The 14744-nt window shown below is 71.4% G+C and carries 11 protein-coding genes; 1 reads left to right on the top strand and 10 read right to left on the bottom strand.

All coding sequences use genetic code 11. From position 1 onward, the window contains the following. Window positions 1-23: 23 nt before the first annotated feature. Entirely contained in the window at window positions 24-752 is a 729-nt protein-coding gene (locus AB1046_RS17730) for a hypothetical protein (protein WP_369370614.1), read from the bottom strand. Window positions 753-832: 80 nt separating this feature from the next. Next, a complete protein-coding gene (gene pyrE, locus AB1046_RS17725) occupies window positions 833-1423 on the bottom strand; it encodes an orotate phosphoribosyltransferase (protein ID WP_369370613.1) in 591 nt (196 codons plus the stop codon). A gap of 53 nt (window positions 1424-1476) precedes the next feature. On the opposite strand from pyrE, the gene AB1046_RS17720 reads away from it, so the two are divergent. Further along, on the top strand, window positions 1477-2526 hold the full coding sequence (locus tag AB1046_RS17720) for a magnesium and cobalt transport protein CorA (RefSeq protein WP_369370612.1): 1050 nt from the start codon (window positions 1477-1479) through the stop codon (window positions 2524-2526). A 42-nt stretch (window positions 2527-2568) separates the two neighbouring features. Here AB1046_RS17720 and AB1046_RS17715 read toward each other — a convergent pair whose 3' ends face one another. The 8 genes from AB1046_RS17715 to AB1046_RS17680 all read right to left on the bottom strand — a co-directional run bounded on the left by AB1046_RS17715 (window position 2569) and on the right by AB1046_RS17680 (window position 14711). After that, window positions 2569-3348, bottom strand: a complete 780-nt coding sequence (locus AB1046_RS17715; RefSeq protein WP_369370611.1) for an SDR family NAD(P)-dependent oxidoreductase — start codon at window positions 3346-3348, stop codon at window positions 2569-2571. Between the two features lie 9 nt (window positions 3349-3357). Then, complete coding sequence (locus tag AB1046_RS17710; protein WP_369370610.1) at window positions 3358-3783, bottom strand: rhodanese-like domain-containing protein; 426 nt, start codon at window positions 3781-3783, stop codon at window positions 3358-3360. Window positions 3784-4021: 238 nt separating this feature from the next. Next, a complete protein-coding gene (locus AB1046_RS17705) occupies window positions 4022-5026 on the bottom strand; it encodes an isopenicillin N synthase family dioxygenase (RefSeq protein WP_369370609.1) in 1005 nt (334 codons plus the stop codon). A gap of 289 nt (window positions 5027-5315) precedes the next feature. Beyond that, entirely contained in the window at window positions 5316-5723 is a 408-nt protein-coding gene (locus tag AB1046_RS17700; RefSeq protein ID WP_369370608.1) for a hypothetical protein, read from the bottom strand. A gap of 365 nt (window positions 5724-6088) precedes the next feature. Further along, entirely contained in the window at window positions 6089-9460 is a 3372-nt protein-coding gene (locus AB1046_RS17695) for a S8 family serine peptidase (protein WP_369370607.1), read from the bottom strand. A 168-nt stretch (window positions 9461-9628) separates the two neighbouring features. After that, window positions 9629-12220 (bottom strand): dipeptide ABC transporter ATP-binding protein, encoded by a 2592-nt coding sequence (locus AB1046_RS17690; RefSeq protein ID WP_369370606.1) that lies wholly within the window; start codon window positions 12218-12220, stop codon window positions 9629-9631. Further along, the gene (locus tag AB1046_RS17685) at window positions 12217-13164 is read right to left on the bottom strand and encodes an ABC transporter permease (protein WP_369370605.1); all 948 of its coding nucleotides are present in this window, start codon (window positions 13162-13164) and stop codon (window positions 12217-12219) included. Before AB1046_RS17685 ends, AB1046_RS17690 begins: the two co-directional genes overlap by 4 nt. Before the next feature lie 23 nt (window positions 13165-13187). Next, window positions 13188-14711: an ABC transporter substrate-binding protein gene (locus AB1046_RS17680; RefSeq protein ID WP_369370604.1), complete on the bottom strand. Its 1524-nt coding sequence runs from the start codon at window positions 14709-14711 to the stop codon at window positions 13188-13190. Between the last annotated feature and the right edge of the window lie 33 nt (window positions 14712-14744).

The raw sequence follows: 14744 nt of genomic DNA, 5'->3' as shown, positions 1-14744 counted from the left end.
GCGGTCAGCGGACCCCGCGAGGGTCAGGTCAGGCCGGGGATCCCGAAGCCGTCGATCTTGCCGCCCGACTCGAACCGCGGGCCACCCTTCTCCATGGGCAGCACGATCCGGGCGACGTCCGCTACCCGCTTGGCCCGCTCGGCCAGGGTCGTCACGTCGGTGCGACCGGGCCGCCACAGCATGATCGACGGCCCCTCGATCCGCAGCCGGGAGCCGTGGAAGTCGGGCAGCATGACGATGTTTGCGAGGCGCGCGTCGAAGGCGCGGCGCGCGAACACCTCGTCGGAGGTCCGCACGAGCCACTGCCCGTCGAACGCCGGGTTGTCGATCTGGACGTCCTGCGCGCCGAAGAGCTTCTGCCACTTCTCGCGGATGCCCTCCGGCAGCAGCTCGACCACCGGCTCGCCCGGCAAGGCATCGAGCGCGACGACGTGCGCCGTGCGGCGCAGGCCGGGGCGGCGGCTGTTGGTGCCGGGTGCGCCGGGACGCCACGTGTAGGTGAACGAGACGATGTCGTGGCCGTCGACGTTCCCCCGCAGGACGTCGCTGGCCTCGTTGTCCAGCCCGATGCCGAACGGCTTGCCGCTCCACCGCTGGGCGAGCGTCGGGTCCTGGCCGATGTACTCCCAGCCGTTCGCCTCAGCCCACTGCGCGACGTCCTGCGAACGCCCACGCTTCATCAGCCGCGCCGCGGCAACGGTGAACGCCACCACGCCGACAACGAGCAGGACTAAAGCGACAAAAGTACCCATGAGGTAAAGATACCGTCCTGGTAGGCAAAAGTCTCCAGGTAGGAGTGATCTTGAGACAGCCAGATTTCGGTATCGGCAAATCAGGAGAGGCCGAGGTCCGCCAGCCCGAACAGGTAGTGGTAGGGCACGCCGAGCGCCTCGATCTTCTCGCCGGCGCCGGTCGCGCGATCGACGATCGTCGCCACGCCCAGCACCTCCGCGCCCGCCGCCCGGGCCGCCTCGATAGCCGCGATGGGCGAGCCACCAGTGGTGGTCGTGTCCTCGACGACCACGACCTTTCGGCCGGCGATGTCCGGCCCCTCGATCTGGCGCTGCATACCGTGCGCCTTCGCGGCCTTGCGCACCACGAACGCGTCCAGGTCCTGCCCCCGCGAGGCCGCCGCGTGCAGCAGCGCGTCCGCGATCGGGTCGGCTCCCAGGGTGAGCCCGCCGACGGCGTCGATCTCGGCCGTGCCGAGCCCGACCTCCTCGAGGTGGTCCAGGAGCACGTGCCCGACGAGCGGGGCGGCCCGGTGGTGCAGCGTGATGCGGCGCAGGTCGACGTAGTAGTCGGCCTCCTTGCCGGAGGACAGGGTCACCTTGCCGTGCACCACGGCGAGCTCCTTGATGAGCTCGACGAGCTGCTCGCGCGGGGTCGGGGAGAAGCTAGTCGGGGAGAAGTCAGAGGTCACGGTGCAAGAATACGGCGGTCCGGGTTGCCGCCGACCTCTGGGAGGGTTCTGCTGTGAGCATCATGGACAACGCGGTGTACGTGGACGGCAAGCGCACGGCCAACCCGGCCGGCATCGAGGAGACCTGCGAGATCACGCGCGAGCGCGGTGGCATCGCCTGGGTCGACCTGGCGTGGCCGGAGCCGGAGGAGATCCGCGCGGTCGCCCAGGAGTTCTCACTGCACCGCCTCGCCGTCGAGGACGCGATCAACGCCCACCAGCGGCCCAAGATCGAGCTGTACGACGATGTCCTGTACGTGGTGCTGCACCCCGCGCGCAACGTGGACGACGACGGAGACGGTCTTGTCGACCGCGTCGAGTTCGGCGAGGTGCACGCCTGGGTCGGCCCGGACTTCGTCGTCACGATCCGGCGGTCCGCTACCCCCGACCTGGCCTCCATGCGCGCGCGGCTCGAGTCCGAGCCGAACGTGCTGCGGAGGGGTCCCGCCGCGATCCTCGCGGCCCTGCTGGACCAGGTGGTCGACACCTATCGGCCAGTGGTCATGCGGCTGCGCGCCGACATCGACCGGATCGAGGACCAGCTCTTCTCCCGCGACCCGGAGGTCTCCTTGCGGATCTACGGGGTGACCCGCGAGGTGATCGGGCTGCAGCGCGCGACACACCCGCTGGTCGACATCGTGCGGGAGGTGCACGACGAAGAGGCCGGGCAGCCGGACACCAAGCACGACCCCGGTTACGTCGAGATGCACCGCGACCTGCGCAACGTGCTGGACCACGCCGTCAAGCACGCGGAGACGTCGGACACGTTCCGCGCACTGCTGACGAACGCCCTCAACGTGCACTCGACGCTCGTGACCCAGGAGCAGAACGAGGAGATGCGCCGCATGTCGGAGCAGGGGCTCAAGCAGGACGAGCAGGTGAAGAAGATCTCCGCCTGGGCGGCCATCCTCTTCGCGCCGACCCTGATCGGCACGATCTACGGCATGAACTTCGACTACATGCCCGAGCTGCACTGGCCCCTGGGCTACCCGCTCGCGATCGCCGCGATGGTCGGCCTGGGTGCGGTCTTCTACCGGATCTTCAAGAAGGTCGGCTGGCTCTGACAGGCGCCTGAGCGGCACCGCCCGTCGACGGCGTCAGCTCCGTCAGCGGTACTTGCCGACGGACCGGACCGCCCAGCGGGGTGCGGCCCGCAGGAATGCGGCGGCCACCTTGTAACGCACCGACGGCGTGGACAGGACGACGCCGCGGCGGGCGTCCGCCAGTGCGACCCGCACGACGTCCTCGGCGTCGAGCCAGCCCCACTCCGGGACTATCGACGACTCGGAGATGCCCGCCCGCGCGTGGAACTCGGTGTGCGTGAACCCGGGGGACAGCAGCGTCGCCGTCACGCCGGTGCCCCTGAGCTCGACCGCGAGCGACTCCGTGAAGGTCCGCACGTACGCCTTGGCGGCGGCGTACGTGCCACCCGCGGTGAGGGCGGCTACCGAGCCGACATTGAGGATCGTGCCGCGGTCCCGTTCGAGCATCTGCCCGACGGCGGCGTGCGTCAGCTCGACCACCGCCTTCACCATGACGTCGATCCCGCGGCGCTCCGTGGTGACCCGACCCTTGGTGAAGCTCGCGCTGGTGGCGAAGCCCGCATTGTTGACGAGCAAGCCGACGGGACGCAGCTCGCCGTCCTCGGGCCGGCCGCCGACGACGGCCAGCCGCTGCGCGACGCGCGCGACGTCGTCGGGCACCGAGAGGTCCGCGGGGAGCACCTCAACCGCCACCCCCGTGGCAGAGCGGAGCTCTTCGGCGACGGTGTTCAGCCGTTCCTCGTCGCGGGCCACCAGCACCAGGTCGTGCTTGTCGGCGGCGAGCTGCCGCGCGAACTCAAGACCCAGGCCGGCAGACCCGCCGGTGATCAGTGCTGTGCTCATGCCCGCAGCCTAGGCCCCAGCGGGGGCGGTGAGCGGGTCCGCTTCCGGCTGGACCGGGCCGTCCGAGGTGTCGTAGGCGAACCCCTCGCGCACCCAGTACTCGAAGCCGCCGATCATCTCCTTGACCTCGTAGCCGAGCTTCGCGAACTCGAGCGCCGCCTTGGTCGCCGCGTTGCAGCCGGGTCCCCAGCAGTACGTGACTACGGGCAGGTCCCGGTTGATGATCTGCCCGGCCCGCAGGCGCACCTTGCCGCCGGGCAGGTGCACGGCGCCGGGCACATGGCCCTGGTCCCACGACTCCTGGGACCGGACGTCGACCAGGGTGAACGGCGTGCCCGCGGCGAGGTCTGCGTGGACGTCGGCGACGTCGGTCTCGAAGGCGAGCCGCCCGGCGAAGTGCGCGACGGCGGCGGAGGTGTCCTGGGAGGTCGTCATGGTCCGAGTGTGCGGAGCCCCGTCTCGTGGAGACAAGGGCCCGGACGCGCACGGTTTCTGAAGCGTCCGTAAGCCTTGCTACTTCGCGCCCCGGGGAGACTTCACGCATCCGGACTGTGTTGCCGAGAGTAGACAATGTCCACTCTCGGCAACACAGTCCCAGGAGTAACTGTTTCCCCGGGACCGACGCCGACGCCCTGGACCACAGGTGGCACGCGTTACGCGTCCGGCCGGACCGTCACACGGTCTGCAGGAGGTGCGGGTGCTGCGCCTCCACGACGTTCGGGTGGGCGCGCAGCCGGCTCTTGAGCCAGTTGTCGCCGAACACGGGGTGCAGCGGGTTGGCCGGGTCGACGGTCACGCCGGGCGCATCGGCGGCGAGCGCCGTCGGCAGGTCGATCGTCGGAATCGTGGCGTCGAGCGCGGGCCCGTGGAAGTACGGGATCGAGATGCGCTCGGTACCCGGCGCAGGGGAGATCACGCGGTGCAGCGTCGCCTTGAGGTAGCCGTCCGTCGCGATCTCGAGCAGCTCGCCGATGTTCACGACGAACGCACCGGCGGGCGGGACGACGTCGAGCCACTCGCCGTCCTTCTCCACCTGCAGGCCGGCCTTGCCGTCCTCGACCGAGAGGAGGGTGAGCACACCCAGGTCCTTGTGCGCGCCGACACCCTGTGCGGGCGTGGCTGCCTCGACGCCCGGGTAGCGGGCGATCTTCAGGTGCGGCGAGGGCCGCTGGAACACGGCGTCGAACGTGCCCGACGGCGCTCCGAGCGCCTCCGCCCACGCCCGCAGCAGGCGTGTGGCAACGCCGTCGAGCCGGGTCAGCCACTCCTCGGCGACCTCGCGCAGCGCGGGCAGGGACTCGGGCCACAGGTTCGGGCCCTCCAGGATCCAGTGGTCTGCGGTGCCGGGCCCGGTAGGAACCGCGGGGCGCTCGGCGCCGATGTCGATCTGCTCGCGCTGGTCGACGCGGCCGAGCGTGCGCTCGCCACCCATCCGCGTCCAGCCGCGGAAGTGTGGGCTGTGCACGTTCTCGATCGCGCGCTTCTGCTCCTCGGGGAGCGCAAAGAACTCGCGCGCGGTGGCGTAGGCGCGGTCGATCAGGTCGCGCGGGACGCCGTGCCCGATCAGGGAGAAGAAGCCGACCTCGTGGGTGGCGCGGCGCAGCTCGTCACGGAATCGCGCCTGGTCGTCGGGGTCGCCGTCGAGCAGCGAGAGGTCCAGTACGGGGATGCCGGGCATGAGAGGGTCCTTTCGATGGATGCCGGGTGGGTGCGCCGACGGCGGCCGCCCCGACATCCGCCGATACCTCCGCCAGGCGTGTTCCCTGACCGTCCGGAAGGACGGTCGCAGGAGCCCGGCACGAGCACGTGGATGTGATGTGAGCAGGAGCTGCTGTCGGCGGCGCGATGAATCGCGCCAGGGGGTCGCTTTGTGGGCGACCGCTCAGCGGCGACAGCAGGAACAGGTAAAGATGCTCACGATGTGAGACACGCTAGCACCCCGGGCCGGGGATTGGCACGTGTGCGGGTCAGTCCGTCATGGCGTCGCGCAAGAAGCGGACCACCCTGCGGGCCTGGAACATCAGCGCGTAGCCGATGGCGATCACGTGGCCCACCACACGCATCGTCTCGTTGACGGCGCCCTCCAGCAGCGTGTCCTCGTCGTCGACCACGCCGTCCCGGGCCGAGCGCAGGCTCAGGATCTTGGCCCGGTCCTCCGGGCCGAGGTCTTCCAGAAGCTTCGGCACCGCCGACATCGACTCCGCAAACGGTGCGTTGTGGTCGAGGACGGGCTTGAGGATGTCCTCGGGTTCGAGGAACTTCCCGGCGATGATGACGACGGCGATGATCGAGCGGTGCCGGGCGTACGCGGCGAGCACCGCGCCGGCGCCGCGGAGGCGCCAACGAGCGCCACCCGCTCGCCGCGCTGCTCGCACTGTTCGACAAGGGCGTCGAGCCGGTCCAGCCGGTCCTGGAACGAGGCGTCCGACGACCAGCGGACACGGAACATCGTGGTGCGCACCCCGAAGGCGCGCCACGTGCGGAGCGCCTCGCGCTGGAGGTACACCAGGGGCAGCATCCGGTCGCCGAGCCCGGGCACGTAGATCACCCGGATCGGGTGCTTCGCGTGCTGCACGACCGAGGCACCCGGGGGACCGCCGTCGGGCGCCGGGCGGTCGCTGTCGCCGCTGGTCAGATGCTCGCTCATCTCGCGCAGGAGGCTACACCGCGCGCGGGCCGGAGACGCACGAAGGTGTCAGACCCGCGGGCCACCCCAGTGACCTGCGGGTCTGACACCGGCTCAGCGGACGCCGTAGGCGCGGATCACGGTCTGCTTGATCGTGGCACCCGACTTGTCCTTCGCCGTGGCACGGAGCGAGACGTGCTCCGTACCGGCGGGGACACGGACGTCCCCGGTGAACGTCCCGGCGCGCCCGGTGGTCAGGGGCGCGCCGTGCCAGGTCGCGCCGTCGTCCGCGGACCACCACAGGCGAGCGGCGGTCACCTTGCCGCCCGCAGCGCCGACCTGATGCCCCAGGGACAGCGTGACCTTGGTGCTCTGCGGCGCGGAACCTGTCAGGTCGACGCCCTTGATGCTGTAGGCGACGTCGAGCGCGGGCACCACGACGGGCTCCTCCGGAGAGCCGCCAGGCTCGGCGTGGAACGTCCACTCCGTGCGCACACTCGTGGACCGGTTCCACCAGGATGCCTCCCGCTCGGCGGCGAGCACGACGCGGTGGTCCGCGCCGCCGTCGGGCAGGACGACCTTGACGTTCGGTGACGTCTTGTCGGCCACGAGGGCGCCGTCCTGCCAGACGCGCAGGCGGGTGTCGTCGGAGCCGAACGCGGCGAACGGGTGCCGGCCGGAATCGCTCCAGGGCGTCAGATCGAGGGTGAGTCTGCTCTTGGCCGTGGTCACCGCGCCGTCGCCGAGCCGGGTGCCCAGCACGGCGCCGCCCACGGTGGTGCGTGCTTTCTCGCGCGGGGCGTAGGTACGGGGCTGGCTGCCGAAGTAGCCCTGCTGCGGCTCCTCGGTGGAGCCCGCGTACACCTCGTGCCCCCAGGCGACGCCGTTCGCGCTCACGTACTCCGTGCGCTTCCCGGGCGTCGCGACCGGGCCGGAGATGGCCGAGCCCCAGAGGTGGCCAGACGCAAAGCCCACCCGAGCACTCTCAGCCAGGTAGTCGGCGCCGAGAGCCGCATATCCGGTGGTGATCGCCGCCGTGTTCTTCGACGTCGCCCGGAAGTTGAACGTGTCCACCACGTCCTGCGCGTACAGCAGGTCGTAGGTGTACGACGGCGCCCGGCCGCCCGTCGTCGGCTCCGTCAGGACGAAGTGGGTCTGCAGATCGTGCGTGCCGATGGTGACAGGCGTGGTGGTCGGCGTCGCGTACGCGACGGCAGCACCGGTGACCACCACCCCGAAGCCGTAGGGATCGTCGCCTCCTGCGGCGCTCCGGGTGTCGTCGAGCGCGAGCCACTGCACGTCCGCAGGCCGCCCTGTCGTCACGGTCAGCGGCTCCGCCTCACGGGCGTCGAGGACGAGGTTGGTGTCGTCCGACACGGTGATCTCCGGCCGCAGCGCCGCCGTGACCTCGGAGACGACGTTGTCCTCGTCCGCTGTCCACAGGAAGCCGGTGACCGAGTAGTTGCCCGGCGGCACCCGCAGGTCCAGCCCGCCTGCCTCCAGCTCGACGTGCTCGCTGAACACCGCCGGGTCGTCGACGTTCACGATCCGCACGGTGGACGCCCCGGTGTGCGGCTGCCCGTCCCGGCCGACCGCCCGGATGTTCAGGTCGGCAAGGTCCGGCTCCTTGTAGTAGCCCAGGGCAGTACGGGTCTCCCGGCCGCCGGGATCGGTGGCAGTGACCGCACCGGAGTACCGGCGCTCGATGTCACCGACGACCCGGTCGACGGTGACCTTGACCGACGCGGAACCCCGGGCCGGGACGGTGAGTGTGGTCGAGCCGAGCGTTACCGCACCGTCCGGCAGGGTTGCGCCGTCCTGGTCGGTCGCCTCGACGGCGAGGTCGAGGGTGATCGCCGCGTCGGTGGCGTTCCGGTAGGTGAGCTTCCGGCTGACAGTCCCCCGCTGCGGGTACTCCAGCACGCCGAAGGACAGCGAGGCGGGCGTGGTGGTCACCGGTAGCTCCAGGGCGGCCGGCAGGTAGATGCGCCCCGCTCCCTCGTCGAACACGCCCCCGCTGGTGTGCTGAGCCGAACCCATCAGGACCGCCTTGAGCTGCTGCCCGGTCAGGTCAGGACGGGCCTGCTTGAGCACGGCGGCGGCACCGGCGACGTGCGGGGTGGCCATGGAGGTGCCGCTCCAGGCGACGTACTCCCCCTCGCCGTCGCCCTCTTTGGTGCCGGCGGCGCGCGCCGCGATGATCTCGACCCCCGGCGCCGTGACGTCGGGCTTGATCGCGTAGTCGCCGGCGCGAGGCCCGCGGCTGGAGAAGGGCGCGACCTCGTCGGCGTCGTCCACGGCGCCCACGGTCAGGGCGGAGTTCGCGGACCCGGGGGTGGACACTGTCCCGTACGAGCCCGCATTGCCCGCCGCGACCACAAAGAGCGTCCCGTGCTGTGCGCTCAGCGTGTCCACGGCCATGGCCCACGGGTCGGTGCCGTCGGTGAATTCCTCCGGCGAGCCGAGGCTCAGGTTCACGACGTCGGCGCCCTGTCCGGCGGCCCACTCCATACCGTCGATGATCGACGACGTCTCACCGCCGCCGAAGTCGTCGAGCACCTTGCCGACCAGCAGGTCGGCGTCCGGTGCCACGCCACGGTTGGTGCCGGCCGAGGCGTCGCCAGAACCCAGGACGATCGAGGCCACGTGCGTGCCGTGACCGTAGTGGTCCTCGGTGTTCCCGCTGCCGGTGAAGTCCCGGGCGCCGACCACCACGTCATCCAGGTCCGGGTGGGACGAGTCGAGACCCGAGTCCAGCACGGCGACGGTCACGCCCTCGCCGGTGTACCCCGACTCCCAGGCCGCCGGAGCGCCGATCTGCGGCATCGAGTCGGCGTCCAGTGCCCGGACCGGGGCGTCCAGCCAGACCTTCACGTCCGGCGCGGTGCTAGCGGCCGAGCGGACCGACGCCTGCGGCATACGCAGCGCCCCGAGCAGCGTGGAGGCCCCCTCCGGGTCCAGGTCCGCCGAGACCGCGCGGACGGAGTCCAGCGTCCGCTCGGGCTCCAGACCCAGCGCGGCCCAGTCCGAGGCGGATGTCGCGGACCGGGCCGCCGCGGCCCCGGTCTGCTGGACGATCACCGGCACCGCGCCTCGGCGGGCGTCGTCGTACCCGGCGGCGACCAGACCCGTGACGTCGAACAGGGCCCGGTCCAGGCGTTCAGGGACGAGCCCGGCGACGTCTGTCGGGATCACGTGCAGCCGGTCGCCCTCGACGAGCCGCTGGAATCCAATGCCCTCGCGACCCGCGCCGGGCTCGATCGTGACGGACCTGCGCCCGTCGGCGTGCCGTGTGATCGAGACGCGGTCACCCGTGATCAGGGTGACGGTCGAGGTGCCCGAGGACTCGGCGGCCACCGCTCCTGGGTCGGCAGCGCCGTCGTCCCGGCCCGCCGCGACGGTCCCGAGGGACCACGCCGGTATGCCCGCACCCAACGCGATCGCCACGGCGATCGCGGCCGCTGCCGCACCTGCTCTGGCACGCATCTGTTGTCTCCTTCGTGATGAAGCCGGCGGCATGGGTGCCGCCTCACGAGGACTGACGCTCGGACTGTCGAGAAGGTTGGGCTGAACGGCGCCCTCTCTCGGTGTTCTGGCTGGTCAGCGAACGAGCACGGCGTGCTGGTGTGCCCGGCCGGGGCGCGGTTGGGCGCGTCAGAAAGTCAGCACAGGGGTCGCCTCGCGGAGGCGGCGGGTGTATTCGTGCTGTGGGTCGTCGTAGACCTGGCCGGTCGGCCCCTGCTCCACGATCAGGCCGTCGCGCATCACCGCCACGTGGTCGCAGACGTGCCGCACCACACCCAGGTCGTGGGAGACGAGCAGCAGCGTCAGGGAGTGCTCGTCCGCGAGCCGCGCGAGCAGGTCCAGCACCTGCCGCCGGACGGAGACGTCGAGCGCGCTGACCGGCTCGTCCGCCACGAGGATGCGCGGTCGGCAGACCAGGGCCCGCGCGATCCCTATGCGCTGCCGCTGCCCGCCCGAGAACTGGTGCGGGTACCGCTCGGTCGCATCGAGCGGCAGCCCGACGGCGTCCAGCATCTCGCGCACCGCATCGCGGCGGGCGGACGCCGTGCGCGCGCCGCCGACCCGGACGTTCGCCGGGTTCAGGAGCGGCTCCGCGACGATGTCGCCGACGGTCATGCGAGGGTCTAGCGAGCCGTACGGGTCCTGGAACACAAGCTGCAGGGCGGCGCGCAGGTCACCCAGCTCGGGCGACGGCACGCTCAGGTCCACGCCCGCGCTCATGACCCGGCCCGACGTCGCGCGGTCCAGCCCCGCAACGATCCGCAGCAACGTCGACTTGCCCGAACCGGACTCCCCGACGATCCCGAACCGCTGCCCCTCGGGGACCTCCAGGGAGACGCCCCGGAGCGCGTGCACGGTCTCGCCGCGGCTCGAATAGGTGCGGGTCACGTCCTCGACCCGGATCAACCCCTCGACCGGACCATCGACCACGCGGTTGTGGTCGGATCCGGCGTCGGCCACGGTCATGACCGCGCGGTCGATCGGCGGCGTCTCCGCCAACGGCTCCAGGGTCGATGCCGCCAGCAGGTGCTTCGTGTACGCGTGCTGCGGGTGCGCGAACACCTCGGCCACCGGCCCCTCCTCCACCACCACTCCGTCGAGCAGCACCACAACCCGCTCGCACACCTGGGACACCACGGCCAGGTCGTGCGTGATGAACAGCAGGCCGGCGCCGCGGTCGTGAACCAGCCCGACGATGAGGTCCAGCACCTGGCGCTGCACGGTGACGTCCAGGGCCGTCGTCGGCTCGTCCGCCACCAGCACCGCCGGGTCATTGGCCAGCGCCATCGCCAGCACCACCCGCTGCCGCTGGCCGCCGGACAGCTCGTGCGGGTACCGCCGGGCGGCGCCGTCGGGCAGGCCGACCTCCGCCAGGAGGACCGTCGCGCGCTCCGCGGCCGCCCGGTGCGTCGTCCCGTGCACCGTCATCGCCTCCGCGACCTGGTGCCCCACGCGCATCAGCGGGTTCAGCGCGGTCATCGGCTCCTGGAACACCATCGAGATCTCGCGACCCCGAAGCCGTGCCAGGGCTCGCTCGCCCCGGTCCAGGAGGTTCCCGGGCACTCCGGCGAGGCCGACGTGTCCCGAGGCGACGACGCCGTCGGGCAGGATGCCGAGCGCAGCGAGCGCCGTCATCGTCTTGCCCGAACCGGACTCGCCGATCAGGCCAACTCGCTCGCCCGGGGCGACCTGCAGGGAGACTCCGTCCACGAGCGCGCGGCCGCTGTCGGTGCGGATGGTGAGGTCGCGCAGGTCGAGCGCGGGGGGCGCGACTGGTTCGGCCGTCGGGACGGGAGAGGGTTCGGCCGACGACGACGCCCGCCGCGGCTCTGATCCCGCCGCCGGTCCCGAAGGCGCCGACACCAGAGACCCCGGCGAGGCCGCGGAGAGCCGCGGGTCGAAGACGTCGCGCAGGCCGTCACCCAGCAGGTTGAACCCGAGCACCGCCACGGCGATCGCGACGCCGGGCACTATCGCCAGGTAGTCGGCGATCCCCAGGAACTGCTGCGACTCCTGCAGCATGCGGCCCCACGACGGCGTCGGCGGGGGTGTGCCCAGGCCGAGAAAGGACAGCCCGGCCTCCGCGAGCACCGCGATCGCGAAGTTCACCGAGCACTGCACCAGCACCGTGCCTGCGATGTTGGGCAGCACGTGCCGTGTCGCTATCGCGAGCTCGCCGCGGTTGGCGGCGCGAGCGGCGAGCACGTAGTCGGACCGCATCACCTGCAGGGTGCCGCTCCGCGCCACGCGTGCGAAGGCCGGGATCGAGCCGATGCCGAGCGCGACCATCGCCGTCACGGTGCCCGCGCCGTAGACGGCGCCCAGCACTATCGCGAGCAGCAGGCCCGGGAAGGCGAGCAGGATGTCGCTGCCCCGCATCAGGAGCAGGCCGAGCCGCCCGCCGCGCATCCCCGCGAGGACACCGAGCGGCACGCCCACGACGGCCGCGATCCCCACCGCTACCAGGCCGACCAGCAGCGTGATCTTGGCGCCGGCCATGACCTGCGAGAGGACGTCGCGACCGAACCGGTCGGTGCCGAACCAGTGCTCGGCGCCCGGCGGCAGCAGGCGCTCGGCCCCGGCATGCCGCGGGTCGTACGGGGTCCAGACGAGCGAGACCAGCGCCGTGACCAGAACCAGCCCCACCAGCACGGCGCCGATGACGAGCTGGGGGTTCGCGCGCTTCCGGCCGGCCGCGACGGGACCCGCCCGGCCCGTCACGAGGCCCTCCGCAGGCGCGGGTCCAGCAGGGTGTAGGCGAGGTCGACCAGGAAGTTGAGCAGCACCACCAGCACCACGAGCACCGCCACTATCGACTGCACGGCGAGCAGGTCACGGTTGCCCACGGAGTCCAGCAGCAGGCTGCCGAGGCCGGGCACGGCGAATACCCGCTCGATCACGACGGCGCCGATCAGCATGGACGCGACCTGCACGCCCACGACCGTCACGATGGGCACGCCGGCGGCACGCAGCCCGTGCTTCACGAGTGCGCCCGTATAGGTGAGCCCCTTGGCGCGGGCGGTGCGCAGGAAGTCCTCGCGCATGATCTCCAGCACGGCGCTGCGCACGTACCGCGAGATGATCGCGGCCTGCACGGAGCCGAGTGCGAGGGCGGGCAGCAACACGTGCCGCCAGAACTCACCGAGGCCGTCCACGGGCGCCACCCAGCCGCCCGACGGCAGCCAGCCCAGCCGCACCGCGAACAACGACACGAGCAGCACGCCCACCAGGAAGTTCGGCACGGCCACACCCACCTGGCTCACCGCGGACAGCGTCACTCCCCCGGCGTTCCGGTGCCAGACGGCGGCCAGCGTGCCCACCGGCACCGCCACCACCAGGGCGATCAGCAAAGCAAGCAGCACCAGGATGCCCGTCACCTGCACCCGGTCCGCGACCAGCGGCGTGAGGTCCTGCGACGTCACGTAGCTCGTGCCGAGGTCGCCGGTGAGCAGCCCGCCCACCCACTGCAGGTACTGCATGACCAGCGGCCCGTCGGTGCCGTGCTCGGCGCGCCAGGCCGCGAGCGCCTCAGGCGAGGCCTCGATCCCGAGCGCGACGGCCGCGGGGTCGCCGGGCAGCACCCGGAGCAGCACGAAGATCACAGCTGTCGCCACGAGGAGCGTGGCGACCAGCTGGACGAGGTGCGAGAGGAGCTTCCTGGCCACGGGTCTTCCGGCGGCGGGCCGGCTCAGCCTTCCGACCAACGTAGGCCGGTGAGGTTCATCGACTCGGTGGTCGCGTTCGCGGCGATGCCCGTCAGGCCTGCGTCGGCCACCACCGTGTTGGGGAACAGGAACAGCGGGTCGCTCGCGGCGTCGTCGACCACCATGCGGGCGACCTCCTGCATGCCCGCGACGTACTGGTCGGGGCTGCCCTCGTCCGCGGTCTCGGCGACCTCGCCGAGCCGCGGGTTGTCGTAGCCGATGTAGTAGTCGGGGTCGCCGAAGACCGTCAGGATGTCCCGGGCCTCGGTGTGCAGGATCACGGACATCTGGTAGTCGTGCCGGGTGAACACCTTGTCCAGCCAGACGGCGGGGAACTCGGCCGGGACGATCGTCGCGTCGATGCCCACGTCCGCGAGCTGGGACACCACAACCTGGGCGACGGCCTCCGCGTAGGGGCGGGTGGGCACGTCGAAGGTGATGCTCAGGTTCTCGGCGCCGGCGTCCCTGAGCAGCTCCCGGGCCCGGTCCGGGTCGTACGGGTAGGCGTCCGTCAGGTCCTGGTAGTACGGGTCGGTGGGCGGCACCATCGACCCGATGAGCTCCCCGCGCCCGGCCCAGGCCGTGTCGAGGACCGCCTGCCGGTCGATCGCGTACATGACCGCGCGGCGCACGTCGAGGTCGTCGAAGGGCGGCTCGGCGTTGTTCAGTGCGAGCAGCACCTCGCCCGTCGAGGTGCCGTCGATGACCTGGAGGCGCTCGTCCCCTTCGAGCCCGGTCAGGAGGTCGGGGGCCTGCAGGTTGTACGCCATGTCGATGTCGCCGGCGCGCACTGCGTTGGCCTGAGCGTTGGCGTCGGCGAAATAGCGGACGGTGACGTCGGTGACGGCGGGTGCCTCGCCCCAGTAGTCGTCGCGGGCCGCGAGCGTGATCTGCTCGCCCGGCGCGACCTCCTCGACCGTGTAAGGCCCGGTGCCGACCGTCTCGGTCGCCAGGTCGGCGGACAGGTCGTCCGGGAACATGGCGCCCACGGACGTGCCCATGTCGAACAGCCAGGAGTTGCTCGGGTGCGCCAGGGTCACGGCGACCTCGGTGTCGCTGATCGCCTCGGCCCGCTCGACCACGTCCATCTTGGACCTGAGGCTCAGCGTCCAGTCGTCCTGGACCCGGCCGATCGAGGCGACGACGTCGTCCGCCGTGAACGGCGAGCCGTCGGAGAACGTCACGCTCTCGTGCAGCATGAACGTGTAGACGGTGCGGTTCCCGTTGAGCTCCCACGACTCGGCGAGCTGCGGCTGCACCTCACCCTCCTGGTCGATGGTCACCAGGCCCTCGTACACGTTGTTCAGCAGGAGCTGCGGGATCGCCGAGCCCGACGTCGTCGTGAAGTCGAGATTGGTCGGCTCCCCGGTCAGTCCGACGACGACGGCCGTGCGCGCCCCATCCTCAGCCCCACCAGAATCGCTCCCGGCGGAGCACGCCGCGACGAGCGCCGCGGCGGTGAGGACGACGACGGCGCCGACGGCGCGGCGCCCGGTAAGGATCTGCACAAAGCCAGCCTAGTCGGGTGAACATAGGCTGAG

It is taken from the genome of Promicromonospora sp. Populi, assembly GCF_041081105.1.
Lineage (GTDB): Bacteria > Actinomycetota > Actinomycetes > Actinomycetales > Cellulomonadaceae > Promicromonospora.
The sequence above is the reverse complement of the archived record's forward strand: the minus strand, read 5'-3'. Positions and strand labels throughout refer to the sequence as shown.

Excerpts from the sequence above, each read along its gene's own strand:
- AB1046_RS17705 (WP_369370609.1), bottom strand. The coding sequence starts at position 5,026 with ATGCCCGGCATCCCCGTACTGGACCTCTCGCTGCTCGACGGCGACCCC.
- AB1046_RS17695 (WP_369370607.1), bottom strand. The coding sequence starts at position 9,460 with ATGCGTGCCAGAGCAGGTGCGGCAGCGGCCGCGATCGCCGTGGCGATC.
- AB1046_RS17730 (WP_369370614.1), bottom strand. The coding sequence starts at position 752 with ATGGGTACTTTTGTCGCTTTAGTCCTGCTCGTTGTCGGCGTGGTGGCG.
- AB1046_RS17710 (WP_369370610.1), bottom strand. The coding sequence starts at position 3,783 with ATGACGACCTCCCAGGACACCTCCGCCGCCGTCGCGCACTTCGCCGGG.
- AB1046_RS17715 (WP_369370611.1), bottom strand. The coding sequence starts at position 3,348 with ATGAGCACAGCACTGATCACCGGCGGGTCTGCCGGCCTGGGTCTTGAG.